Below are 23,984 nucleotides of genomic sequence, written 5' to 3'. Positions count from 1 at the left end.
TTCTAGACTGATGCCTGCTGCCGCTGATAGAGAGACCAGTACAAGCCTTTGCTCCGCAGCAACTCGTCATGAGTTCCCTTTTCCACCAGCACCCCTTTCTCTAGCACCACGATCAAATCAGCCCGTTTCAGTGGTGCAAAGCGGTGAGCAATCAAGAAAACGGTACGGTTTTGTGACACTTTTTGAATATTCTGCAAAACCTGCTGCTCCGTTTCGGCATCCAGAGCGCTCGTTGCCTCATCCAGCACCAAAAGCGGCGCGTTAGAGAGGAAGAGCCGTGCCAGAGCTATCCGCTGACGCTGTCCGCCGGAGAGTGCCGTGCCCCGTTCGCCAACGCTGGTTTCGTAGCCGTGCTGCAATTCACTAATAAAGTCGTGAGCAACTGCCAGCCGAGCCGCTTCGATCACCTGTTCGGCACCAATGTCTGGATGTCCGAGACTGATATTTTCTAGCACCGTTCCATTAAAGAGAAAATCTTCTTGCAACACCACAGCAACCTGTTGGCGTAGTGAGGATAAGTCGGCGCTCTTAATGTCGAACCCGTCAATTAAAATGCGACCGGATTCGATGGCATATAGGCGTTGAATCAGCTTGGAGAGCGTACTTTTGCCAGAGCCACTGCGCCCAACGACTCCCACTAGCATCCCTGGCTGCACGCTGAAGGAAATGCCGCGCAGCACTGGCTCTTGCGTTGGGTAGTAGCGGAAAAAGACTTGATCGAATGTCATTTGCCCCTGCAAGGGCGGCAGCACTAAGCCAGAACCCGCTTCAGCTTCAGGAGCAGTATTGAGAATATCACCGATACGATCGACCGACAGGAGCACTTGCTGGAGATTTTGCCAAAGCTGCACCAGCCGCAGCAGCGGTCCCGTCATTCTGCCGGACAGCATTTGGAAGGCAACCAGTTGACCGATCGTGAGCTTCTGTTCAATCACCAGCTTGGCACCAAACCAAAGAATCACCAGGTAGGAAAAATTGGTTAGAAAATCGGCAATATTGTTGCTGATGTTAGAAGTAGTAGACGCTTTAAAGCCTGTGCGGATGAACCGAGCAAACAGCCCTTCCCAGCGATCGCGCGCCACGCGTTCGGCAGTATGCGCTTTCACTGCCTGAATCCCAGTAATCGTTTCGACCAAGAAGGATTGGCTATCGGCACTGCGGTTGAAGGTTTCATTCAGCCACTTTCGTAAAATTGGGGTTACGGTCAACGTCAGTAGCGCAAAGAACGGCACCATAGCCAGTGAGACAAAGGTGAGCGGAATGCTGTAAGCAAACATAATCACCAGATAGACCACGGCGAAGACGGCATCCAGAATGACCGTTAGCGCTGTCCCAGTCAGGAATTGGCGAATGTTTTCGAGTTCTTGCACACGGGCAACCGTGTCGCCCACACGTCGCGCCTCAAAGTAAGACAGCGGCAGGCGCATTAAATGCCGAAACAGTTGGGCAGAGAGGCTCAGGTCAAGCCGTCGTGCGGTGTGCGTAAAAATGAAGAGACGCAAAATGCCCAAGCCCGCTTCAAAAAATGCTACACCGAAAAGGGCAAACGCCATGACATCCAGTGTGGAAAGGCTGCCCTGCACCATGACACGATCGATCACAACCTGTGTGATCACGGGTGTTGCCAGCCCCAACAGTTGCAGCGTGAAGGATGCCAGCAGCACCTCACCCAGCAGTGTACGATAGTTCCAAATGGCAGGTAAGAACCAGGCAAGGCTGAAGTTTTCTTGCTTCTGAATCGGGTCGATCTGCCAGAGTTGCCCATCCCAAACGCGTTCGACCAGCGATCGCGGGATGCTTTCACACGTCCGACTGGGGTTGAGCGGGTCGGCGACAATGAGCCGATCGCCCTTGACCGCGTACGCCACCACCCAGTGAGTGTTCGACTCGCTTGCAGCCCGCACAGAACGAGGCAAAATTAAGTTCGAGCCATTCGCAGCACCCCCGTTTGCACCACCAGACTGATCGTGCCACTGCATGAGGGCTGGCAGTCCAAGCTGACGTAGATTAGTCCAGGCAGTGTCAATGCGCCGCAGTTGTAGCCCGACTTTTTCGGCGGCTTCCACAACTTCAGCCGATCGCTGTCCCCGTACTTGGCGTTGCACCCACTCCAACTGAGCCGGAATTTGGAAATGGCTGGCTGCCATCGTTAAACAGGCGGCTGCGGTATTAATTCCCGCGACAAAGGGAAAGCCAGAGACAGGTTGCGGGGTTTCTGTCGTTTGGGGCAAATGGCGATTGCGTTGGAGTGCCCAAAAGCGCTCTAGCTCGGCTGAGAAAACCTGATCCCACAGCTCAACGCTCCACTGTGCGATGACCACATCTTTGTCTGCCGCGCGAGCCTTCCAAAAACCGGGGAGATCCAGGCGATCGCCCAACCAATCACCTTTTTTGAGCATGGTTGACTTCCCTTCTTCGGGCACCAGTCGCACCTTGCCACTCACCACCAGCAGTTGGAGACCCGGCTCATCGGTCGACCAGAGCATATCCCCCAGGCTAAACTGACGAATCGTTGCAGCTTGCTTAAACTGCACCTGCTGATCGGGGTTTAGAAACGAGAGTGGCGGTACATCCCAGGGTAGATTGGTCGCTAATTCGTTGGCAATCATTCGTTCACCTGCAGCTTAACGGTCATGGTCTGGATTTTTTCTGACAGCCATTTCTCAAACAATTCGTTCTGCATTGCTTGCCGCAGTTGACTATCTTCTAACGTTGCGGGTAAAAATTGCTCGACTCGAAAGATCGCCCAAAATTTTTCAAGTTCGATTGGTCCAACCATTTCGCCCGGACTAGACGCATCGATCGCGGCTCTCAGCGCATCAGGCAGCGTCCCCCGGCTTACCGGACCCATCATGCCATTGGCAACCCGCTCATCAGCCGTTGAGTACTCCCGCGCTAGCTGCTCAAAATTTGCCCCTTCTGCAATCTGACTGTGCAGTTCTTCTGCCAGTTCTTTGCTGGCAACGACAATGCGAGACAGCACCACACGATCGAAAAAGACTTTGCGCTCGATAAAATGTTCTGGCAAGCGATCGTTCGTCACCTGTGCCTTCAGTTTTTCAAGCTTGAAACTACCGACAATCTGGCTATGAAACTGCTCATAGTTCAAGCCGTTGCGGGTCAGCCACTCCTGAAAGACCTTGCTATCCGTCAACTGCTGCTGTAACCGAAAATCGATCACCGACTGTTCAACGATCGCAGGGCTAATCTCAATATCTTGTCTGGTTTCCAGCGCCTGCTCCAGAACGTACTGCCGTAGAATATCGCCGACGAAGGCTTGCAACTTGCCTGCTGCTTGCAGATAGCGCAAACATTGCCGTAGAGGAAGGGGCTGGTCATCAACGACTAACAAGGCTTTCGATTCCGCTGCTTGTGATTCCATGGAGTAACTAAGTCGGTAAGGTCTAGTAGTCTGTTGTTATCTTGCCCGAATTTACAGTGGCAATACCGAAAATGCAGGTAAGTTTTTACGAAGATCTCATAGTAATGCTGCTGTTGTTACAGCAAATTCCCTGAGTGTGGCAAGTCTTGGCAGTAGAGTCCAACCGCATTTTTACTGAGGCAGTCCGCTTCTATGGGTGGGGAGCCAGCATGAGACGTTAAATATGTCTTAAGACTCAAATCGTCTTTGACTTTCGTGACTTTGTTAACACGCTCTTTAAGCTTTTAGGCTACGATCGCATATAGACCCAGACTCCGACTGGGAAACCGGGCTTTTATGGCATAATGGTAAACTGTTGAACTGTAGCTGATGTAACTTACACAGGAAAAACGCTTATGACTCTTCAACTAGGCGATACCGTCCCAGACTTTACTCAAGAGTCCAGCGAAGGATCGATCGCCTTCTACACCTGGGCAGGCGATAGCTGGGTCGTCCTCTTTTCGCATCCGGCTGACTATACGCCTGTTTGTACTACTGAGTTAGGCGAAGTCGCAAAACTCAAGCCTGAATTTGACAAGCGCAACGTGAAAATTTTGGCGCTTAGTGTCGATCCAACCGATTCTCATGAGGGATGGATCGCTGATATCAACGAAACACAAAAGACGACCGTGAACTATCCGCTGCTGGCAGATGCCGATCGCAAAGTCTCTGACTTGTACGGCATGGTTCACCCTAACGCCAACGCCAAAGTGACTGTTCGCACCGTGTTCGTCATCGATCCTCAGAAAAAACTGCGGTTGACGCTGACCTATCCGCCCAGCACCGGACGCAACTTTGTTGAAATCCTGCGGGTGATTGACTCCTTGCAGTTGACTGATAACTACGGCGTGGCAACACCTGTGAACTGGAAAGATGGCGATGATGTCGTGGTGGTGCCATCCATTTCCACTGAAGATGCTAAGAAGAAGTTTCCGAAAGGACTGACCGAAGTGAAGCCCTACCTACGGATGACACCTCAACCAGACAAGTAAGAAGTTACAGTCACGCATCTTACTTGTAGGGTGGGCAATGCCCACCCTTTTTTGTGCTTAATCGTTGAGTGTGAGGGCGTTGCAACGGCTGGAAGGTGCCAACAAGCCGTGTCTCGCTCGTGACGGTATTACACAAGCTGGAAGCGAGCGTTACTTTTTAATTCGCTAGACTCAAAGGTTTGTACCCACCCAATGAACGCGGCATCAATCACGGCATGTGGCTGAACGAGCAACGCAACGTAGTGAGCTTTTTGCTTGACGACCACCGCTGAATGGGTGGTACCAAGGATAGTGGCGTGATGGAAGCCTTCTAATTGGAGGGAAGACATGAGCAGCGATCGTAGACCGAGCGCTTGAAAAATTGTCTGCACCCAACTCACATTGTCGTCTTCGGGAGTCGTAAAGTACTCTTTGGGGAGACCGTTCAGGTCAAAAATAGCGGCACCCACAACGTCATCAGAATAAGTCATAGGTAAATTAGGAGCCAATGAAGGATGCTGTAGTGGTCGTTCGGCAAGGCTGTACATAAGCGTACTCATAATGTAATTTCTATTGCCCGCATGGCTATTAGCTGTAGCAGATTGAGACATCTATTTGCATGGCAACATTGAAGGTACAGATTCAATGCTGTGCGTGTGATCTGATACTTGCAATCTTGTGATCTCAGTTTAGAGAACAGGAGCCAACATTGCGACCGTGAAATCCTCATGTGAAGTAGCGCTTGTGTGGCTCGATCGCTCACAAGGATGAATGTCAACCTGAACGGCTCATACGTTGGCTGTGGAACTCTTAGACGTTCAGCGGGTCTATTACCTTGAGAGCTTTGATTCAAGGTTTTGCCGATGATTTCGACAGCATTTAAGGTTGGGGCAGTGAGCGCACTCGCGATCGCAAGCAGTCTAACGTTTTCCGTAGCGTCCCAAGAGATTGGTTTAGCGTCAACATTGCCAGTGCCATCGCAAAAGCGACTCGCCCAGGCTCCAGCATCCTTACAGACGCTAGAGCAAGCAGTTTTGACACAAATTAACCAGTACAGATCTAGCCGTAAACTACCGCCGCTTGCGTTAGACACACGCATCAGTGACCAAGCGCGGGGGCACAGTCAGGCAATGGCAAACGGTCGTGTGACCTTTAGTCACGATGGCTTCCAGCAACGAGTCGCAGCGATCGCGCGTACCATTCCATACAACCGTGCCGCAGAAAATGTTGCTTACAACCAGGGCTACAGCGATCCGGTGCGTCAAGCAGTGCAGGGCTGGCTAAAAAGCACTGGTCATCGCCAAAACATCGAAGGCTCGTTCAATTTGACGGGCATTGGCATTGCCCAAAATGCAAAGGGAGAATACTACTTCACCCAGGTCTTTATCCGCCGTCGTTAATCCGATCGTGATCAGTCTCTAAGCGTGTAGACACGCTTAGATATCGAGGTCAGTCAAGTTAAGCTTCGGTGCGTTTGCTTCAATGAATTCACGACGAGGAGCGACCCGATCGCCCATCAGTACCGTAAAGATGCGATCGGCTTCGGCAGCATCTTCAATCTCAATACGCTTAAAAGTACGGCTTTCTGGATTCATCGTGGTGTCCCAAAGCTGCTGCGGCATCATTTCACCCAACCCTTTGAAGCGCTGGATGTCGTACTTAGCGTTTTCGGGAAAACCAGCGATAATCTGGTCTCGTTCACGCTCGCTGTAGCAGTAGTTGTGGTTACGCCCCCGCTCAATCTTATAGAGTGGCGGGCAGGCAATGTAGATATAGCCTTGATCCACCATCGATCGCTGGTAGCGGTAGAAAAAGGTGAGCAATAGCGTCCGGATGTGGGCACCATCCACGTCTGCGTCGGTCATGATCACGATGCGGTGATAGCGGAGGTTGGACGCATCGAAGTCTTCACCCTTAATGCCCAACCCCAGGGCGGTAATGAGCGCCTGAATCTCTGTATTCTTGTAGATCTTGGAGTCGTCCGTTTTCTCGATGTTGAGAATTTTGCCCCGCAACGGCAGAATTGCCTGAAAGCGTCGATCGCGCCCTTGTTTCGCACTACCGCCCGCAGAATCGCCTTCGACAATAAAGATTTCCGATTCGGAGGGATCTCTAGAGCTACAGTCTGCCAGTTTGCCGGGTAGCGTAGATGACTCCAGCACCGACTTCCGTCGCACCAATTCGCGCGCTCGTCGTGCCGCTTCGGCAGCATTGAACGCCTGAATCGCTTTCTCTAGAATGGCATCGGCAACAGCGGGACGAAACTCCAGGTATTCCGTCAGCACTTCACCTACCAGAGAATCCACAATACCCCGGACTTCCGTGTTACCCAGCTTTGTCTTCGTTTGCCCTTCAAACTCAGGGTTGGGTACTTTGACCGAAATCACGCCTGTCAAGCCTTCGCGGACGTTTTCCCCTGCCAGGTTAGAGTCACCTTCTTTGAGCTTGTTGCGCTTACGAGCGATCGAGTTCATCGTTCGCGTCAATACTGCTTTCAAGCCTTCTAGATGGGTGCCGCCGTCGATCGTGCGAATGTTGTTCGCAAAGCCCAACAGGTTGTCGCTGTAGGCATCGACGCACCATTGCAGCGCCACTTCGACCTGCACGTTGTTACGCTCACCCTGCACAAAAACGACCTCGTCATGCAGCGCTTGCTTATCGCGGTTCATGTAGGCGATGTACTCGCGGATGCCGCCCTCGTAAAAATAGGTTTCAACATGCGGCTCATCGCTTTTAATGACATCCAGACGATAATCGGTAAACGTGATTCGCACACCGCCGTTGAGGTATGCCAACTCGCGCAAGCGTCCCGACAAAGTGGCATAGTCGAACTCAATAGTCGTCGTAAAAATCTCGGCATCTGGCTTAAAGGAAACGGTTGTGCCTCGCCGCACTTCCGTACTGGGATGCTCGACCAGTTCGGTCACGGCTGCACCCCGTTCAAAGCGCTGCACGTGTACCTTATCCTCGCGCCAAACGCTGACCTCAACCCACTCAGAGAGGGCATTGACCACCGAAATACCAACCCCATGAAGCCCGCCTGAAACTTTATAGCCACCATCGCCGAACTTGCCGCCTGCGTGAAGGATGGTCAGAACCGTTTCAACGCCAGATTTTCCCGTGCGAGGGATAATGCCTGTGGGAATACCACGACCGTCATCTTCAACCGTGACTGAACCATCGGCATTGAGTGCCACCTGAATGGCGGTACAGTAACCTGCCAGCGCTTCATCGACGGAATTATCAACGACTTCATAGACTAGATGGTGAAGCCCCCGTGGTCCGGTCGTGCCAATATACATACCGGGACGCATCCGTACAGCTTCAAGACCTTCTAAGACTCGAATCTGCTCGGTATCGTAATTGTTCGTCATGGATGAGGCGCTCCAATAGTTAGCCTGAGGCTGTCGCAGACTTCATAATAGCAAAATCTATCAAAATTATAACACAAAAGGGTTTTAAGCGCTTTTAGAGCAATTTCAAGCGTCATTTGTGATAGGGATGGATCAACCTCTTTTGCCGCTGCCGTTGACCGCTACTTCTAGTTTAGTCAACCATAGTACAGATGAACCACATCTGGTGGTCGTTTGCGGTGCGACGGCGACGGGGAAATCGGGTCTAGCGATCGCCCTCTCACAGCGCCTCCGTGAAACAAAACTCATTGATTCTGTCATTCTCAGCGCCGATTCGCGCCAAGTGTATCGAGACTTTAACATCGGCACCGCTAAGCCTTCGATCGCCGAACAGCAGCAGGTGCCACACTATTTGATCGACCTCTGTGATCCGACGGAGACGTTGACGGTGGCGGAGTATCAGCAGCAGGCGCAGGGGTTGATTGAGGGAGTCGGGAGTCGGGAGTCGGGAGTCGGGAGTAGAAGGCAAGCGGAGGGAGCAGGGGAAGCGGAGGAAGCAGAGGAGCGGGGAAGTAGGCATCAGAAGTCAAAACTCGAAACTCGAAACTCTTTAGCGAAGCGGCACGAACTGCTACTCAAAACTCTTCCCTTATTCCCCATTCCCCACTCCCCACTCCCCACTCCCCTTCTTCTCGTCGGCGGCACCGGACTCTACATCCGCTCGATCGTTCGTGGGTTGAAGATTCCACGAGTCGCGCCGCAGCCAGAGTTGCGATCGCAGCTTCAGTCACTCGGTCAGCCACAACTGTATGCATTCTTGCAGCAGGTTGATCCGGACGCGGCAAGCAAGATTCATCCCAATGATCAGGTGCGGACACTGCGATCGCTGGAAGTTTTCTATGTGACGGGACAGCCCATGTCAGTGCAACAGGGTGAGCAACCGCCGACCTATCCCATTCTGCAAATTGGGTTGGATTGTCAAAGCGTGGAGGAGAGCGATCGGCGGATTGCCCAGCGAACCGAACAAATGGTAGACGCTGGTTTCGTTAATGAAGTGCAATCCCTCTGTCAAAAATATGGCGCTGACTTACCGCTACTCAACACGCTGGGGTATGGGGAATTTAGGCAGTATCTAGCGGGTGATTGCTCACTGGCGGAGGCAAAAGCACTAACAATCTTACATACACGCCAGTTTGCCAAGCGTCAGCGCACCTGGTTTCGGGCTGATCCCGCGATCGAGTGGTTTGATGCTGATCGTCCCGATTTACTCGAACAGGTTTGGCAGCGCGTACAAGAGTTTCTGGCAAATCGTCAATAATAGGAAGACGGCAGTAAAAACACAATCGATCGCACCGTTGCACGTCTGAGGTTGAAGCTATGTCGCAGCTATATCCCACTCAAGCAGAAACCATCTACCCCGACAGCGATGGCAATCCGATGGCAGACAACACAGAGCAGTTTCAGTGGATTGTGGTCATTAAAGAAAACCTGGAACTGCTGTTTGCCAATCTGCCCGATATCTTTGTAGCGGGCGATTTGCTGTGGTATCCCGTCGAAGGCAATCCCAAAATTCGTACAGCTCCCGATGCGATGGTGGTCTTTGGCAGACCCAAAGGACGGCGCGGCTCGTATCAGCAGTGGAAGGAAGAGGGCGTTGCGCCGCAAGTCGTGTTTGAAGTGCTGTCACCGGGCAATCGCAGGGTCGAAATGGAACGCAAGCTTTTGTTCTACGATCGCTACGGCGTGGCAGAATATTATACCTATGATCCCGACACAAACGCTTTAGAGGGTTGGCTGCGATCGGATGGCTATTTAGATGTGTTGACTGTCACAAACGGCTGGGTTAGCCCACGGCTCGGCATTCGCTTTGTACCATCAGAAGAGACGCTCCAAATCATCCGTCCAGATGGTAAACCCTTTTTGACCTTTGTGGAGCTAGGTCAACGACTGGAGCAGGAACAGCAACGGGCAGAAGACGAACGCCAACGAGCCAACGAAGAACAGCAACGAGCCGAGGCATTAGAGGATCTGTTGCAGCGCTATCGCGATCGCTTTGGCGAATTGCCAGAGTAAAGGCAGGAGGCAGAAGGCAGAAGGCAGAAGGCTAAAAACTAAAGGCTAAAACTCAAAACTCTCCCCTGCTTCCCCTGCTTCCCTTGCTCCCCCTGCCTCCTAATCCCCACTCCCCACTCCCCACTCCCCACTCCCATGCTCACCCAAGAACCTAAGCAGGATACAAAACGCGATTGGCAGCCGATCGTCCGCGAGTTTGAGGCAATCTTGGGCAAAAACGGTGTGGTTCGCAAACGTGAGGAGCTGCTGGTCTATGAATGTGATGGGCTGACGAGCTATCGCAATCGTCCGTCTGTCGTCGTGTTGCCTCGCACTACCGAAGATGTAGCCGCTGTGGTGAAGGTATGCGATCGACACTCCATCCCCTTCGTTGCTCGTGGTTCTGGCACAGGACTTTCCGGTGGTGCGCTGCCAACCGATGATTGCGTCCTCATTGTCACAGCGCTGATGAAGCGCATTCTTGATATTGACCTGGAAAATCAGCGAGTTGTCGTCCAGCCTGGAGTGATCAATAACTGGGTGACGCAAGCTGTGAGCGGCGCTGGTTTTTATTATGCGCCTGACCCGTCCAGCCAAATCATCTGTTCCATTGGTGGCAATGTCGCCGAAAATTCTGGTGGCGTTCACTGCCTCAAATATGGTGTGACCACGAATCATGTGTTGGGGCTGAAGTTGGTTTTGCCGGATGGTGCGATCGTGGATGTAGGTAGCACCATCCCCGAAATGCCGGGATATGATCTCACCGGACTATTTGTGGGATCAGAAGGCACCCTCGGCATCGCCACCGAGATCACCCTCAAGATTCTCAAAGCGCCTGAATCTGTGCGCGTCCTGCTGGCAGACTTCACCAGTATCGAAGCCGCAGGTGCAACTGTCTCAGACATCATCAGCGCTGGCATCATTCCCGGCGGCATGGAAATGATGGACAACTTCAGCATCAACGCGGTGGAAGATGTCGTGTGTACGAACTGCTATCCCCGCGATGCCGAAGCAATTCTGCTCATTGAGGTTGACGGGCTGGAAGTGGAAGCAGCAACCAACAGCCAGCGAATTGAAGCCATCTGTCGTCAAAATGGCGCTCGTAGCGTGCGAATTGCCACCGATGCTGATGAGCGGTTGACGCTGTGGAAGGGGCGCAAAGCCGCCTTTGCCGCTATGGGCAAAATCAGCCCCGATTACTACGTGCAGGACGGCGTAATTCCCCGTACCAAGCTGGAATATGTGCTGAAAGAAATCGCCACCTTAGGCGAAATGCACGGCTACAACGTGGCAAATGTGTTTCACGCAGGCGACGGCAACTTGCATCCCTTAATTCTCTACGACAATGCTGTGCCGGGTGCTTTAGAACAGGTGGAAGCATTGGGTGGCGCGATTCTCAAGCTCTGTGTGCAGGTCGGCGGCAGCATCTCAGGCGAACACGGCATTGGCGCTGATAAGCGTTGCTACATGCCCGAAATGTTCACTGCTGCTGATTTGGAAACGATGCAATGGGTACGCCAGACGTTTAACCCAAAAGAACTTGCTAACCCTGGCAAAATCTTTCCCACACCGCGTACCTGTGGTGAAGGGGCAGGTGCAGGCGTGGCAAAACAATTTGAGGGCGTGGAACAGTTTTAGCCGATCGCCCTCACTCTTCCTGCTGGCGCTTTTTGCGAATGTCGTCCAAAATCTTTCCCAGTTCTTCGGTTTCATCTAACGAAGTTGGTGGCGGCATCGTTACTAAAGCAGGTTCTGCCTTAAGCCTGTCCATAAGCGCATAGAATGCTGTTTGATCATCCCGATACTCAAAGAAATAGGATAGCAATTCCTTGCGATTCATCTCTTGAAAGTTGGGTTGACTCATGGAGTTTCATCCACCGATTTGGGACATGGTGCGGCTGTAGGTGCCTGTGGTGCCAGAATCGCGTTCTTTGTAGTTAATTTCGGGTTTGAGTTCGAGCAAATCGCGCACCTGTTGGCGGAGTTCATGGAGCGGCACGCCCGATCGCAGTCCAGCCTTCAAATCAAGCTGCCCCGTTTCGTTAAGCAGGCAGGGACGCAGCCAACCATCGGCAGAAAGGCGCATTCGGTTGCAGCGATCGCAGAAGCATTCAGACATTTGGCTAATAAAGCCGAGCGTGCCTTTTGCGCCAGGAATTTGAAACACATCGGCGGGACCGTTGCCACGCACCTGCCCATCGGTTAGTCCCCAGCGATCGCGAATGCGTTGCCGGAGTGCTTCAGAGCTAACCCAACCGCGATCGCTAAACAGGTAATTGTTGCCGATCGGCATGAACTCAATGAAGCGGATATGCCATGCGCGATCGATACTCAAGGCTGCCAAGTCCAACACTTCCTGATCATTCACGCCAGGAATGACCACTACATTAAGCTTGAGTGGATTGAAGCCAACTCGATACGCTTCCTGAATACCGTCCCACACTTGCTGCCAGCGTGAGCGTCCGTGATGACCGATAATTTGATCAAACACTTCTGGTTGCAGCGAGTCCAGGCTAATGTTGATGCGTCGTAAGCCTGCGTCGTAAAGAGCTTGTGCCATCCCAGCCAGCAAGAAGGCATTCGTAGTCATGGACAGATCTTGAGTTTCGGGAAACTGGGCGATCGCCCGTACAATGTCCACCACGCCTGGACGAATCAACGGTTCACCGCCTGTCAGCCGAAAGCGGGTAAAGCCTGTAGGAATGAACACTTCATGCAACAAAAGCAGTAGTTCATCCTGGGTGAGCAAATTTTGCTGCAACGCATAGGTCAGGTCTGCACCTTCGGGCATACAGTACTGACAGCGGAAGTTGCAGCGATCGACAAGGCTAATGCGGAGATAGTCAACCTGGTTCATGCTTCCATTGTGGCGGATCGTGCTGCTGTTCGGTGTGTCACATCATTCAATTGGGCGGGGATTCAATTGGATGGGGGAACATCAGCAGTTACTGGCTCCAACATTGGCTCTAAGGCTGACTCCAGAACTGGCTCTGCTTTGGAGGGAAACAGTAAGCGGGTCATTTGCTGTAGCGATTGTCCCCGTTGCTCGTGTACCAGGATGAGCGGCAGGAGTGCGATTAACCGTACGATCGCTGACAGCGCAAACAGTCCCGGAATACCCCCATAGTCTCTAAATTCTGCCAGAAAGCCCCCGACTGTGGTACCCAGAGCACCACTGATCCCCGCAACAGCCGCCGCGATCGCAAAGTACGTCGCCTGCTGCTGAGCTGGCGCTACGCCGAGCTGGAGATTGTTACTGCACAGATCGATCGCAGCCCATGTTGCGCCTGCCAGGATATGCAATAACGGCAGCCATAGCCAGAGAGAAAGTGAGTTCGCGCCTGTTCCCAGCCAGAAAAGCGGCGAGATCGCAACCAAAATTCCGACTGCAAGCAACAGCGGACGATTGCCCACGCGATCGGCAAGTCTGCCCCAAACGACCAGCATCACCATCGTTGCGCCTGCTTGCAAGCTGTTGTAGACCGTGACCCAACTGACATCGATCGCCAGATTATCCAACATATACAAGTTAAAAAATGGCGCACTTAAGTTCACCGCAAACATCCACGCGCTGAAGTAGAGGAGAAAAAAGAGGAAATTTTTGTCTTTCAAAAAGGACGGGAGTAGGAAGTGGGGAGTAGGGAGTGGGGAGTGAGTACTTTCAACGTCTGAGCGTTGAGTATCGAATTCCAGGGTTTGATTGGTGCCCTCTACTTCTTCACCTTTACCCGCTTCGCATCCTTGTACCTCTATGTCTTCCCCATTCCCAACTCCCGACTCCCGACTCCCTTCTTGCTGCCGCTGCGGGTTCACATCCACCATCAGAAACTGAAAGCCCAGGCTGATCATGCCTGCAACAACAGCGAGTACTAGCATTGCGCCAAAGCCTCGCACGGAACCACCAGGAAAGGTTGAGACTGCAAAACCAAGCAGCGGTACGCACAATAGATTTGTCAGGCTGGCAGCACTATTACGAAGCCCAAAATAACGTCCCCGTAAACGGCGTGGTACGAGAGCTGCCATCCAGCTCAGCCACGAAGCGCTGCCCAGTGCGCCAATAAAGTGAGTGAGGCAGACGATCGCCAAAGTCCACCAGACTAAAAGCTGTGTATCCACACCTCGCCAGCTAGCAAAGCCAATACCAGCCACAAGCACTAGCCAGAGGAGTCGTGACGGACCGTAGACCCAGAGGCAATAGTGATGACAACTAGTGGTGCGATCGCCCAGAAATGCGCCCAATGGCTGGATCAGATTCGCCAGCATCGGCATCGACGACAGCAACCCAACTTCTGTAGGGCTGGCGTGCAGTTCCACCAAGAAGTTACTCAGCAACACGCCGCTAGTAACATTTGAGAAAATGGTGGCAAACACTCCGTCTAGAGTCGAGGCAGTCAGACTAGTGCGAATCGCCCGTTTAGCTGCGATCGGTGATGGTGGCTGCACAATAGGCAATGCAGCAACCGATATCAACTCGTGAGTCTGTTGCTCTAGGGACGATTCAGGTGCGATCAGTTCTAGCCTCACTGCTTTCAACAGAACGTTTTCTTTCAACGAACCTTCTCATGTCTCAATAAAATCGCTACGAGGTTCAGGTAATCTTTTGCACCATAAAGAGTGCAGCAATGAATAACACCGTCCGGTAGGCATAAATCTGCGGCACTATTAGCTATCGCGTTGATGGACTGTCGATCGCGACAATAACCACCGTGATATTATCGCGCCCACCATGATTTTTGGCAGCGTCAATCAAGGCGATCGCGGCTCGTTCGCAAGCACGAATAGACTTTAAGTGTGATGCAATCAGTTGGTCAGAAAGTTCTTCGGTGAGACCATCGCTACATAGCAACAGGCGATCGCCGCCCTGCACCGACAGCGCTTGCACATCAACCTGATCTAGATCTTCACGCCCCAAACATTGTGACAGAACATGTCGCCAGGGATGGCTGCGCGCCTGATCGGGCGTAATCTCACCAATTTTCGTTGCTCGTGCGACCCAGGTGTGATCCTCAGTAATTTGTTCCAGCTTCGCGCCACGCAGCCGATAAAGCCGTGAATCCCCAACGTGAGCACACCAAGGCTGTTCGCCTCGAAACATAATGGCAACTGCCGTAGTGCCCATATCCGATCGTTCTGGGTAGCAGCGCTGATCCGCCAAAATCGCCTGATTAGCTTTGAAGAATGCTGCTTCAAGCAGCGATTGTGAGCTTTCAGCGGACTCCCAACAGTCAAGTAAGTGCGTTTGGATTGCCTGAGTCGCTAGACGACTAGCCTCCTGTCCGCCTGCATGTCCGCCCATGCCATCCGCCACGATGAAAAAGCGCCCCTCCACATCAAGATAGTAAGCATCCTGGTTCACAGAACGCAGAAGCCCTACATCCGTAAGACCTGTGAAAAAGCGTTTCATAGATGGACTGTGCTTTTGTCAGTGACCATTACAGGCTAAGAGCATCATTATGGCATCCGTTCCGAACGATCCAGACGCATCATCAAGCGTACGAAGGCGATCGCAGCCACCATTGCCGCAACCGCAGGCAGCAGTGCCCACCAAACATGACCAGTAGAGACCAAAACCGTTGCCGAAAGGGTAAACGCACATACCAGCAGCGTGTAGTTAGTCCCCATATTAACGCCACTGAGCCGTCGGAGAATTCGATCCGTTTCAAGCGATCGTACGCGAACCCGGATATCGCCTCGCTCCAGTTTGTCTAGAGTGTCCTCAATGCGACGCGGTAGCCCCAGCGCCGTACTGCTCACTTGAGCCGCCTGCCGACTGAACTCGCTCAAGATGCTGTTTGCATCCGAGGAAGGATTACCGTTTGCCATAATTTGCATTGCAAAAGGTTTTGCAACCTCCATAAAGTTAAAGTCTGGGTCTAGTCCTTTACCCACGCCTTCGAGGGTAGAAAACGCACGCATCACAAATGTAAAGGTCGCTGGGAACCGAAAGGGTTGCCCATATGCAATTTCGTACAAATCATCGCTAATGGCGCTGACCGATTGGTTCTCAAACGGCTTGTCCATGAAGTTGTCGAGCATGAACTGCACCGATCGCCGCACGGGACCCATATCATCAGTTGGCGCGAGCGCACCCAGTTCGACCAGCGATGCAACGACGCGATCGCCATCTTTTTGTGCCACACCAAAAAAGACTTCCAGCAGTTTCTCACGCGTCAGGATCGACACCTGTCCCATCATGCCGAAATCGTAGAAGATCAGCGAACCATCAGGACTCACAGCAATATTGCCAGGATGGGGATCAGCATGGAAGAACCCATCGTTTAGTAGCTGGTGCAGATATGCCTTTGCACCCATCTGGGCAAGAGATTTGCGATCGAGTCCAGCCGCTTCAAGCGCCTCATAGTGACTGATTTTGATGCCTGGAAGGTATTCCAGCGTCAGCACTCTTGGCGATGCATAGCGCCAGTAAACGCGAGGCACATAGACCCAACCCTCCTGCCGAAAGTTGCGCCGAAACGTATCGGCATTGCGCCCTTCGTTGAGGTAATCCACTTCCTCATAGAGAATCTTGCAACATTCGTCGTAAATGCCCAGCCAATCTCGACCTTTGCCCCATTCAGGGTGGCTTTGAAAGTAGCGAGTAATGCCTTTCAGAATTGCCAAATCGATCTTAAACAGCTTGAGCAGTCCAGGACGCTGCACCTTGACCACAACTTCTTCGCCAGAGTAAAGCTGTGCTCGATGCACCTGCCCTAAACTCGCCGCTGCTAGCGGGATCGGGTCAAAACTCTGGTAAAGAGCCTGAATAGGCTTCCCAAAATCTTGTTCGATCATGGCTTTCGCCTGCTCGTAGCTAAACGCTGGCACCCTATCCTGCAGCTTAGACAGTTCTTCAACGTACTCAGTGGGAAAGAGGTCAGCACGAGTAGAGAAAAGTTGACCAATTTTGATGAACGTTGGTCCCAAGTCGAGCAAGGTGTCTCGAATCCAAATAGCCTGATTGCGGCGACGCAACTTCCGCTTTTCCTCGGTCATGCCACCGGGATAGCTCCAAGGCTTTTTGTAGAGCCATTGTGAGAAAAGCAGTAGCCAGACAAACGATTGGATGTCGTAAGTGCGACCCAAACGAGAGTAGTTTTCACGACTCCAACGGTACGATTTGTCGCCGTAAGGTTTTGGTTTGGCGTGACGATCGCTCCGCCCCATTGAAGCCTCAGCAGTCACCCGCCCGATTCCGGTAGATGGTTCTCTGGCGGGTGACTCATAAGCCTGCGCTACGGCTTCTTCAGCCAGTACAGGTTTGCGTGGCTCTACGTGGTCTGATGCTGTAGTGTTTTCAGAAAATGTAGAGTCTCTCAACGTTGACACAACCACTGGTGGAGCAGAACGATCGCCCAGGTCGATCGGCGCAACGCTACCGTTGCTGTTGCCAACCGGATCAAGAGCATAACCTGGTACCCGATGACCAGTGGAAGCATCTACACCCTTTCGGTGCAAGTTTGCACCAGCTATAGGCTCCGCAGATTGCTTTGAGGGGTCGGAGTCGTGGGAAGAAACAGACACTCGAATTCCTAAATCGTTGTTTCTAATGTAACTGAATGTAACTGATTTATCAAAACGATGTCTGCCAACAACAGCACAGGTGATTATGCTGGGCTACTACTGCGGTAGCGCTTTAGCTCCGATCGCAGTTGGGCAACTTCTGCCCGAAGCTCGTCGATTGTGGCTTGTAAATCGGTTGGCTGGGTACCCAGCGGCACGATCGCGGTCGTTGTGCGTCCCTGCTTTGCAGCGGCGGCTTCCCGCTCAGCTCGTGCCAGCACACCTTCTGTAAACTCGCGCAGCCGCTCTCGCTGCTCTGCGTCAAATTTACCCAGTTCGCTTAAGGTGTCTGTCAGAACTCGCTCTGTTTGCTCATAAACAGCTTCAGCTAGCGCTCTACCAATAAAGAAAGCATCAAAGGGGCTACTCATAGAAACTCTCTGCTAAAGTGCTGCGTTTACTCGGCATTATAGCTTGCCTGCCCAATAGACGGCTAATTTGAACAGCAGAGAAGTGAATCACCATTCAGGTTGCGATAGACCAGGTAAGACCGACCTCAACGCTTGCATTTTAGCCATCGCTTGAAGAGGGCAACCATCCCTTCTGTGGCTGCACCTATTTGAACCGTTAAAGGGGTGGGCTGGCTGGAGTTTGGACAGATGGCACTGGGCGCGGCATCGGTTCGTTGGGCAGGACAGGGCTAGTAGGAAGAGGCGATGGTGGTGCAACCGGGGTGAATGGACTAAGAGCAGGTGCTGGTGTTGGCTCGATCGTCTCCGTCGGTGAGGGTACTGGTTTCGGTATTGGTGATGGTGCAGCCTTGACTCTCAGAGGTCGCTCCGGAGCAAAATCGCGTATGGGATCTGGTTCGGGCGGTTCTGGAGCTGTAGAAAAATCAGCGGGGGTCGCTTGTAAGGGCCAATTTTGCACGGGCGGGAAGTCTTGGTTGGTTTGAAACAGCGTAGGACCAATGCCATGAGCCGCACTAAAGCGTAGTGCCAGTCCCAAACCTGAACCAGCGGCGATCGCGATCGCCGCTGTCATCATCAAGGCTTTCGGTAACCGACTCTTAGACACCCTAGCCGAGTGAGGCATAGACTGCTGTGCTAAAGAGGCAACGCTGTGGGTAGGCTGGGCTGCATGTGCTTGAACCGGAGAGATTTGAGCCAGAGGTGCTTGAGTCGGAGGAGACGTGGGGCGACTAGAGCCATTAGACGCTGCCGCTGCACTGGGCAAAGCGATCGCGGCACGAGGCGGCACAGAACCGCTCGTCAATGCTTGTCCCGTAGGCGCTGGCTGCTGTTCGGGCAAGAGTGCTAACCAGGCAGCGATCGTCTGTGGACGCTCCTGCGGGTTAAGCGCCATACCACTGAGAATGGCATGTTCGATCGCGGCACTGAGTTGCGGTTGCAGTTGGCGCGGCAGGGTCAGCGGTAGTTGCTGGCGACGGGAGGCTGCGATCGGTTCCTGCCCCGTCACTAAAAAGTATAGAGTTGCGGCAAGGGCATAAATGTCGGTAGCAGCCGTAAGGTTCACCTGCCGTTGATGCAGTTCGATCGCCGCATAGGGTGACAGAGACTCTGAGCTGTCTGGTACACCCAGCACTGCATAGTGTGACAGATCAAAACCCGTCAGCACGACGAACGAAGCGCCTTTCGGACGCACCAGGTTTTCTGGCTTGACATCCCGATGCAGTAGCTCCTGGTGGTGCATAACGCTAAGCGCCGAAGCCACTTGCCGAATATACTGCACTGCTTGCAATTCTGGCAGTGGTGCTCGCGATCGTACCCGTTCCGCCAGCGTTTGACCCGCAACATTATCCATGACTACAAAGGGTAGCCCAGATTCCTCAAACACATCTAAGACCCTGGCTAAACCAGGATGCTGGCATTGTGCAAACCGCTGCGCCTCTTCAACAAACCGACGCTTCAAATGAGCAACATCAGTTTGCGGCTGTGTCCGCAATGTTTGCAGCACAACCAACTGGTGCAATGGCGCTTGCATCGCCCTAAATGTGATCCCCAAAGCACTCTGATCTAAGGGGTCTTGGAGGGCATACTTACCGTTTTGCAACGTCGTACCAGCAGTCAAATTCATGGGCATTCACTCCCAGAGGTCGTGATTATGCTAACGCTTCATGGCAACCTGAGGCTAGAGCGAGAGAGAGGAGTCGGGAGTGGGGAAGTAGGGGGAGCCACTCAGAACCTGGAACCCAAAACTCAAAACTTTCTAATGCCTCACTCCTCACCCCTCATCTGCCCAAACTGTTTCGCTACAAACGCTTCTGCTTCAGAACGGGTATGAATCACACCGTCTACAGTAGCAGCCGTCAGTGCCTCCAAAATCGCTTTGAACTGCGGTCCCGGTTTGTGACCAAGTGCCTTTAGATCGTTACCGTCTAAGGGTGGTTTAAGAGTAGCCCACTCGGTGAGGTAGAGCCAAATTTTGCCGCGCGGTGATTCTGCCCCGACGGTTTGCCGGGGTGAATTAGGGCGACTACGAATCGCAATGAACGCTAACAGCAGCGGATCATACGGCTTGAGCAGTTGTACTATCTGACTGGGATGCTGGCAGTCCGGTAGTGTCGCTGTCAACCTTGTTTGGATGAGGTCTAGCTGGTGCAGGCGATCGATACTATCAGTCGGTAGCTGAAGATTGGTAGCAACGGTGCCACGATACTCTGGCGCGAGGTGTGCCAGCAGGACTTCGAGCCGTACCAGCCAGAGAGGGGGCAGAGAGAAAAGGGTAAAAGCTAAGGAATGTAGCTGGTTTCCACTTCGCGGTGAGCTGAGATTTTGAGTCGAATCCGGCTGCTGACTGCTGACTGCTGACCGCTGACCGCTGTCGCCTGACGCTCGACTTCTTAAGCACTTCAGCCCCCGATCGACCAATCGCAACTGCCGCCACAGTGCATCATCCATCTCTAAGGTAGGGTGAATACACTGTAATGCGCCTAGAGAAGATAGCTCTTGTAACGCAGGTTCCCAGTAGGACGATTGGAGAATGTATTTGAGTTCTGCTTTGAGGCGAGTTTGCAAAGCAGGGGCAGTAATGGGATCGTCCACAGTCCGATCTCGAACGTGACCGATAGCGCCACTGGCGATCGCATAGCGAATGTACCCTTCTGTTTGAGCGTCAAGCTGGAAGCCTAAACGCACGGCAAACCTGACAGCCCGGTAAATCCGCGTGGGATCTTCGATGAAGCTGTTGGCGTGGAGCACGCGGATCTGTTTTGCTTGCAGGTCGAGCACACCGCCGAAGAAGTCGAGCAGTTCGCCTGCATGTGGCTCTGTCAACCGGAGTGCCATCGCGTTAATGGTGAAGTCACGACGATACAGATCCTGACGGATAGAACTGGCTTCCACCTCTGGATTGGCTGCTGGATAGGGATAAAACTCAGTGCGCGCAGTCGCCAGATCGACCCAGAGGGATTTAAGCTGTGGGTCATTGTGCCACAGTAACGCGGCAGTCTGAAATTTGCCGTGAACCTCCAAACGGGCATTAGGGTAGAGCGCTTGGAGCGATCGCGCCATCGCTACACCTGCACCAACAGTTGCTGCCTGATGAAACCCATCTACAACCAAATCCACGTCTTCTAGCAGGAGTGTGCCCGTCGTTGCTTGCCCCACAGCGATCGCCAACAGCAAATCCCGTACGGCACCGCCAACAAGGTAAAGATGCCATCCTCGTTGCTCAGCTTCCGCAGTCGCCACAGTTAGCAGTCGCCACAGTTCAGGGTTAAGGCATTGACGTAGGGTTTGGAGGAGAGAGGGGTGAGGAGTGAGGAGTGAGGGGTGCAGGTTGCTCTCACGTTGTAGGGGCATGGATGAGACAGTTTCTCTTGTCACCTCTCCCCTCTCCTGCTCACTCCTTACCTGCTTGTACAACTGCCGCAAAACATCTGTGCGAGTCACAATACCGACCAACTCGCCTTGATTCAGCACAGGTAAGCGACCGATATCGTAAGTCATCATCAGCGCTTCGATCGCGGGCAGGGCTGTTTCAGGTGTAATCGTTTTGAGGTTGGTGGACATGTAACCCTTCACAGGAGCCTGCCCAAAGCCATGATGTAGGGCAATGTCCAGATCACGACGCGAAATAATGCCAGTCAGCCGTCCAGCAGTATCCACAACCGATAAACCTGAGTGCCCGTAGCGCAACAAAAGGCGCTGAGCTTCTTCGATCGTGGTGTCAGGGCGGATGGTGCGGACAGGCGATGACATGAGATCTCGTGCAGCAGGCGGTTGAGCTATTTGCGCTTTGAGTTGAGCAACCAGTTGAGCCAACGTTGCCTGGGGATCAACCCCGTGCAGATTGACTGACGCAGCGCGAGGATGTCCACCGCCTCCGATCGCGCTGAAGAGTTCATTTAGATTTGTCCCATCAAGGCGCGATCGCCCAATTACAGTTAAAGCGCTAGCGTGACGCTCATTAGGGTTTGTATGACAGTCAGCGTGCTTGCAGTAGTGAGCCGCCAGCAACAAGGCATCAATGTCGGTCAGGCTCATCAGGTGGGATGACAGACTGGATAATCCCGGTACAAAGCCGTCCAGTTCCAGCATGACCCAGCCGATCGCGCGACCGTATACCGTCTCCGTTTGTAGAGACCCCAGAGCGGTTGTGAGCAACGGCTGTAATACAGGAGCCAAACCAGGATTGGCATAGTGAGCGATCGTTCGTAAACTGGCTCCCTGCTCCATCAACCATGACAGTGCCTTGGCATCGCGTGCAGTCGTCTGGTCAAACGTCAGCGAACCTGTATCAACATGAATGCCTAGCGCCATTACCGTTGCTTCGGCAACCGTTGGTGTGAGTTGCTGCGCCTGAAGCGCTTCCACGATCAACGTAGTGGTTGCCCCAACCGCTTCCACGTGACGTTGCGCTGCTGGAAGATCTGACTCAGCGCCAGGATGATGGTCATAGACCGAAAGAGCAACATCGGGTAAATCGAGCCATTCTGCTGTTTTTCCCAAGCGATCGCGAAACTGCGTATCGACAACAGCGATCGACTGAATCTCCGTTGGGTTCACCGATCGACGCTCTATAAGCGCATACTCATCACGATGTAGCGTCAAAAAATCTTGCACGGCTACATGCGCCCCACCCGCCAGCACAATGCGCGCCCCAGACTGTAACCGCGTCAACCCAACGGCAGCCCCCAGCGCGTCAAAATCAGCCGTGGTGTGGCACAAGATAAGCTTCATTGGGAGTGGGAGGCTGAGAAGGTAAGGGGTTGGAGGAATGCAAAAGCTGAGAAATGGAGATCCGACAGAAGGAAGCTGAGGGGGTGAGGAGACATTGGATAGTTTTGAGCTTTGAGTTTTAGGTTTTGCATGACTCACCCTGCTTCCAATGCTTACCCACTCACCGCTTCCACTTTCTCAAGCTGCCATCTTAGCCCTCAAATCCTCCTGTCAGATAGGTACAGTTTTCTGATAGTTTACTAGTTGGGGATGAGTGCGATCGTCAGCATTAATGCCCTCTTTGCCTAATCAATCGCTCTATCGGAGAAGCGGAAATATGACCATCGTCTTCCAGATTTCCCTGGCTGCTCTAGTTATCTTGTCCTTTTTGCTGGTTGTAGGTGTGCCTGTCGCTCTAGCAACGCCGCAAAACTGGGGTCAGTCCAGGCGGCTTATCTTTCTTGGTGCTGCCGCATGGACAGCTCTAGTGCTGCTGGTAGGAGGACTTAACTATTTAGTTGTCTAAACCTATCTCTTCGCAATTTGCACCACAATAAAAACACTGATTTAAGATCAGCATATCCCCCATCAGCCCAAAGCAAATGCTTTACGCGCTTTAGCCTGATGGGGAAACTCTTTAATAGATAAGCAAAAATGGCAGTTTTTGAAGGAACGTTCACTCGGATAGAACAGATGCGGTTTGCGATCGTGATCGGTCGCTTTAATGACCTGGTAACAAGCAAACTGTTGGAAGGTTGCCAAGATTGCCTCAAGCGTCATGGCGTTGATACCAATCCGAATGGTACACAGGTTGACTATGCCTGGGTTCCTGGAAGCTTTGAAGTGCCTCTCGTAGCTCGTCAGCTTGCCTTATCAAACCGATACGATGCCATCATTTGCCTCGGTGCAATCATCAAAGGGCAAACACCTCATTTCGATTATGTGGCAGCAGAGGTCTCTAAAGGAATTGCTGCCACAGGCTTCCAGACAGGAGTACCCGTAATTTTTGGTGTACTTACAACGGACACAATGCAGCAAGCCTTAGAAAGGGCAGGCATCAAAAGCAATCTAGGCTGGAATTATGCAATGAGCGCGCTAGAGATGGCAAGCTTGATGAAGCAGGTAAACAGCGCTATAACGGGCAGCCCTAACAATCACTTAAGTCCAGGCGCTAGTCCTACGCTTGATGCTACCGTCATGAGGGATGCTGCTGCCGAGCCAGCCACTTGAGAGGCGCCACCTATAGTGTTGTCGTGCTTGCTGTCTTTCTAATTATACGAACCAGAGACAGGCATTCACTGTTCGTCAAACCGCACTACTCTAGCAACAGCCAAACAATGCATCGTGATCCGTCTAACAGAACGCAAGAAGCACGATTTAAAGATTTTGCGAAACATAACAACCAGCCAATTACAGGCGTAGGGAGTGGTGAGGGGTTGGGTTGGTTTGTTTTGGTTGAGGAGTTCAGTGTGGGGTTCAACGTGGGAAAGGGAGCACTCTAATG

At 52.6% G+C, this 23,984-nt stretch carries 20 protein-coding genes; 7 read left to right on the top strand and 13 right to left on the bottom strand.

All coding sequences use genetic code 11. The annotated features are described in order from the left end of the window. Positions 1–2: 2 nt before the first annotated feature. Together AC5JO6_RS16580 and AC5JO6_RS16575 are read right to left on the bottom strand one after the other, a co-directional pair. On the bottom strand, positions 3–2,609 hold the full coding sequence (locus tag AC5JO6_RS16580; protein WP_496082173.1) for a type I secretion system permease/ATPase: 2,607 nt from the start codon (positions 2,607–2,609) through the stop codon (positions 3–5). After that, positions 2,606–3,382 (bottom strand): peptidylprolyl isomerase, encoded by a 777-nt coding sequence (locus AC5JO6_RS16575; protein ID WP_496082172.1) that lies wholly within the window; start codon positions 3,380–3,382, stop codon positions 2,606–2,608. The genes AC5JO6_RS16580 and AC5JO6_RS16575 overlap by 4 nt, the downstream gene beginning before the upstream one ends. Positions 3,383–3,777: 395 nt before the next feature. Between AC5JO6_RS16575 and AC5JO6_RS16570 the strand changes: the two genes are divergently transcribed. Continuing rightward, positions 3,778–4,413 (top strand): peroxiredoxin, encoded by a 636-nt coding sequence (locus AC5JO6_RS16570; protein WP_496082171.1) that lies wholly within the window; start codon positions 3,778–3,780, stop codon positions 4,411–4,413. Positions 4,414–4,541: 128 nt separating this feature from the next. On the opposite strand, the gene AC5JO6_RS16565 is transcribed toward AC5JO6_RS16570, so the two are convergent. Continuing rightward, positions 4,542–4,952, bottom strand: coding sequence for a hypothetical protein (locus AC5JO6_RS16565; RefSeq protein ID WP_496082170.1), 411 nt, complete (start codon positions 4,950–4,952; stop codon positions 4,542–4,544). A 303-nt stretch (positions 4,953–5,255) separates the two neighbouring features. Between AC5JO6_RS16565 and AC5JO6_RS16560 the strand changes: the two genes are divergently transcribed. Further along, positions 5,256–5,792: a CAP domain-containing protein gene (locus AC5JO6_RS16560; RefSeq protein ID WP_496082169.1), complete on the top strand. Its 537-nt coding sequence runs from the start codon at positions 5,256–5,258 to the stop codon at positions 5,790–5,792. 36 nt (positions 5,793–5,828) lie between these two features. Here AC5JO6_RS16560 and gyrB read toward each other — a convergent pair whose 3' ends face one another. Next, positions 5,829–7,766: a DNA topoisomerase (ATP-hydrolyzing) subunit B gene (gene gyrB / locus AC5JO6_RS16555; RefSeq protein WP_496082168.1), complete on the bottom strand. Its 1,938-nt coding sequence runs from the start codon at positions 7,764–7,766 to the stop codon at positions 5,829–5,831. 127 nt (positions 7,767–7,893) lie between these two features. On the opposite strand from gyrB, the gene miaA reads away from it, so the two are divergent. The 3 genes from miaA to glcD all read left to right on the top strand — a co-directional run bounded on the left by miaA (position 7,894) and on the right by glcD (position 11,435). Beyond that, entirely contained in the window at positions 7,894–9,063 is a 1,170-nt protein-coding gene (miaA, locus tag AC5JO6_RS16550) for a tRNA (adenosine(37)-N6)-dimethylallyltransferase MiaA (protein WP_496082167.1), read from the top strand. A gap of 59 nt (positions 9,064–9,122) precedes the next feature. Further along, entirely contained in the window at positions 9,123–9,818 is a 696-nt protein-coding gene (locus AC5JO6_RS16545) for a Uma2 family endonuclease (RefSeq protein WP_496082166.1), read from the top strand. Positions 9,819–9,953: 135 nt separating this feature from the next. Next, positions 9,954–11,435, top strand: a complete 1,482-nt coding sequence (gene glcD / locus AC5JO6_RS16540) for a glycolate oxidase subunit GlcD (RefSeq protein ID WP_496082165.1) — start codon at positions 9,954–9,956, stop codon at positions 11,433–11,435. Between the two features lie 10 nt (positions 11,436–11,445). Here glcD and AC5JO6_RS16535 read toward each other — a convergent pair whose 3' ends face one another. From AC5JO6_RS16535 to AC5JO6_RS16500, 8 genes are all read right to left on the bottom strand, one after another. Next, complete coding sequence (locus tag AC5JO6_RS16535; protein ID WP_496082164.1) at positions 11,446–11,661, bottom strand: DUF6887 family protein; 216 nt, start codon at positions 11,659–11,661, stop codon at positions 11,446–11,448. Between the two features lie 6 nt (positions 11,662–11,667). Next, entirely contained in the window at positions 11,668–12,654 is a 987-nt protein-coding gene (gene moaA, locus AC5JO6_RS16530) for a GTP 3',8-cyclase MoaA (protein ID WP_496082163.1), read from the bottom strand. 62 nt (positions 12,655–12,716) lie between these two features. Beyond that, the gene (locus AC5JO6_RS16525) at positions 12,717–14,348 is read right to left on the bottom strand and encodes an MFS transporter (protein ID WP_496082162.1); all 1,632 of its coding nucleotides are present in this window, start codon (positions 14,346–14,348) and stop codon (positions 12,717–12,719) included. Between the two features lie 115 nt (positions 14,349–14,463). Next, the gene (locus AC5JO6_RS16520; protein WP_496082161.1) at positions 14,464–15,201 is read right to left on the bottom strand and encodes a PP2C family protein-serine/threonine phosphatase; all 738 of its coding nucleotides are present in this window, start codon (positions 15,199–15,201) and stop codon (positions 14,464–14,466) included. A gap of 47 nt (positions 15,202–15,248) precedes the next feature. Further along, positions 15,249–16,961 carry an ABC1 kinase family protein gene (locus AC5JO6_RS16515; protein WP_496082438.1) on the bottom strand — a complete coding sequence of 571 codons (1,713 nt, stop codon included), beginning with the start codon at positions 16,959–16,961 and terminating at the stop codon, positions 15,249–15,251. A 440-nt stretch (positions 16,962–17,401) separates the two neighbouring features. Further along, positions 17,402–17,728 carry a DUF6825 family protein gene (locus tag AC5JO6_RS16510; RefSeq protein WP_496082160.1) on the bottom strand — a complete coding sequence of 109 codons (327 nt, stop codon included), beginning with the start codon at positions 17,726–17,728 and terminating at the stop codon, positions 17,402–17,404. 196 nt (positions 17,729–17,924) lie between these two features. Next, positions 17,925–19,394, bottom strand: coding sequence for a serine/threonine protein kinase (locus tag AC5JO6_RS16505; RefSeq protein ID WP_496082159.1), 1,470 nt, complete (start codon positions 19,392–19,394; stop codon positions 17,925–17,927). Between the two features lie 140 nt (positions 19,395–19,534). After that, complete coding sequence (locus AC5JO6_RS16500; protein ID WP_496082158.1) at positions 19,535–22,501, bottom strand: CBS domain-containing protein; 2,967 nt, start codon at positions 22,499–22,501, stop codon at positions 19,535–19,537. Positions 22,502–22,817: 316 nt separating this feature from the next. On the opposite strand from AC5JO6_RS16500, the gene psbZ reads away from it, so the two are divergent. Then, a complete protein-coding gene (gene psbZ / locus AC5JO6_RS16495; protein ID WP_496082157.1) occupies positions 22,818–23,006 on the top strand; it encodes a photosystem II reaction center protein PsbZ in 189 nt (62 codons plus the stop codon). A 128-nt stretch (positions 23,007–23,134) separates the two neighbouring features. Then, positions 23,135–23,710 carry a 6,7-dimethyl-8-ribityllumazine synthase gene (ribH, locus tag AC5JO6_RS16490; protein WP_496082156.1) on the top strand — a complete coding sequence of 192 codons (576 nt, stop codon included), beginning with the start codon at positions 23,135–23,137 and terminating at the stop codon, positions 23,708–23,710. 65 nt (positions 23,711–23,775) lie between these two features. Here the strand turns inward: ribH and AC5JO6_RS16485 are convergent. Further along, a partial coding sequence (locus AC5JO6_RS16485; protein ID WP_496082155.1) for a hypothetical protein occupies positions 23,776–23,984 on the bottom strand: 209 nt, incomplete at its 5' end.

It is taken from the genome of Tildeniella sp., assembly GCF_059505325.1.
This window is presented reverse-complemented; position numbering and strand designations above follow the sequence as displayed.

Bases quoted from the DNA above. Each gene is read 5' to 3' on its own strand.
- AC5JO6_RS16545 (WP_496082166.1), top strand. From the start codon at position 9,123: ATGTCGCAGCTATATCCCACTCAAGCAGAAACCATCTACCCCGACAGC.
- AC5JO6_RS16570 (WP_496082171.1), top strand. From the start codon at position 3,778: ATGACTCTTCAACTAGGCGATACCGTCCCAGACTTTACTCAAGAGTCC.
- ribH (WP_496082156.1), top strand. From the start codon at position 23,135: ATGGCAGTTTTTGAAGGAACGTTCACTCGGATAGAACAGATGCGGTTT.
- miaA (WP_496082167.1), top strand. From the start codon at position 7,894: ATGGATCAACCTCTTTTGCCGCTGCCGTTGACCGCTACTTCTAGTTTA.
- psbZ (WP_496082157.1), top strand. From the start codon at position 22,818: ATGACCATCGTCTTCCAGATTTCCCTGGCTGCTCTAGTTATCTTGTCC.
- AC5JO6_RS16535 (WP_496082164.1), bottom strand. From the start codon at position 11,661: ATGAGTCAACCCAACTTTCAAGAGATGAATCGCAAGGAATTGCTATCC.
- AC5JO6_RS16520 (WP_496082161.1), bottom strand. From the start codon at position 15,201: ATGAAACGCTTTTTCACAGGTCTTACGGATGTAGGGCTTCTGCGTTCT.
- AC5JO6_RS16505 (WP_496082159.1), bottom strand. From the start codon at position 19,394: ATGAATTTGACTGCTGGTACGACGTTGCAAAACGGTAAGTATGCCCTC.
- AC5JO6_RS16560 (WP_496082169.1), top strand. From the start codon at position 5,256: ATGATTTCGACAGCATTTAAGGTTGGGGCAGTGAGCGCACTCGCGATC.
- gyrB (WP_496082168.1), bottom strand. From the start codon at position 7,766: ATGACGAACAATTACGATACCGAGCAGATTCGAGTCTTAGAAGGTCTT.
- AC5JO6_RS16565 (WP_496082170.1), bottom strand. From the start codon at position 4,952: ATGAGTACGCTTATGTACAGCCTTGCCGAACGACCACTACAGCATCCT.
- moaA (WP_496082163.1), bottom strand. From the start codon at position 12,654: ATGAACCAGGTTGACTATCTCCGCATTAGCCTTGTCGATCGCTGCAAC.
- AC5JO6_RS16575 (WP_496082172.1), bottom strand. From the start codon at position 3,382: ATGGAATCACAAGCAGCGGAATCGAAAGCCTTGTTAGTCGTTGATGAC.
- AC5JO6_RS16500 (WP_496082158.1), bottom strand. From the start codon at position 22,501: ATGAAGCTTATCTTGTGCCACACCACGGCTGATTTTGACGCGCTGGGG.
- AC5JO6_RS16510 (WP_496082160.1), bottom strand. From the start codon at position 17,728: ATGAGTAGCCCCTTTGATGCTTTCTTTATTGGTAGAGCGCTAGCTGAA.
- glcD (WP_496082165.1), top strand. From the start codon at position 9,954: ATGCTCACCCAAGAACCTAAGCAGGATACAAAACGCGATTGGCAGCCG.
- AC5JO6_RS16515 (WP_496082438.1), bottom strand. From the start codon at position 16,961: ATGGGGCGGAGCGATCGTCACGCCAAACCAAAACCTTACGGCGACAAA.
- AC5JO6_RS16580 (WP_496082173.1), bottom strand. From the start codon at position 2,609: ATGATTGCCAACGAATTAGCGACCAATCTACCCTGGGATGTACCGCCA.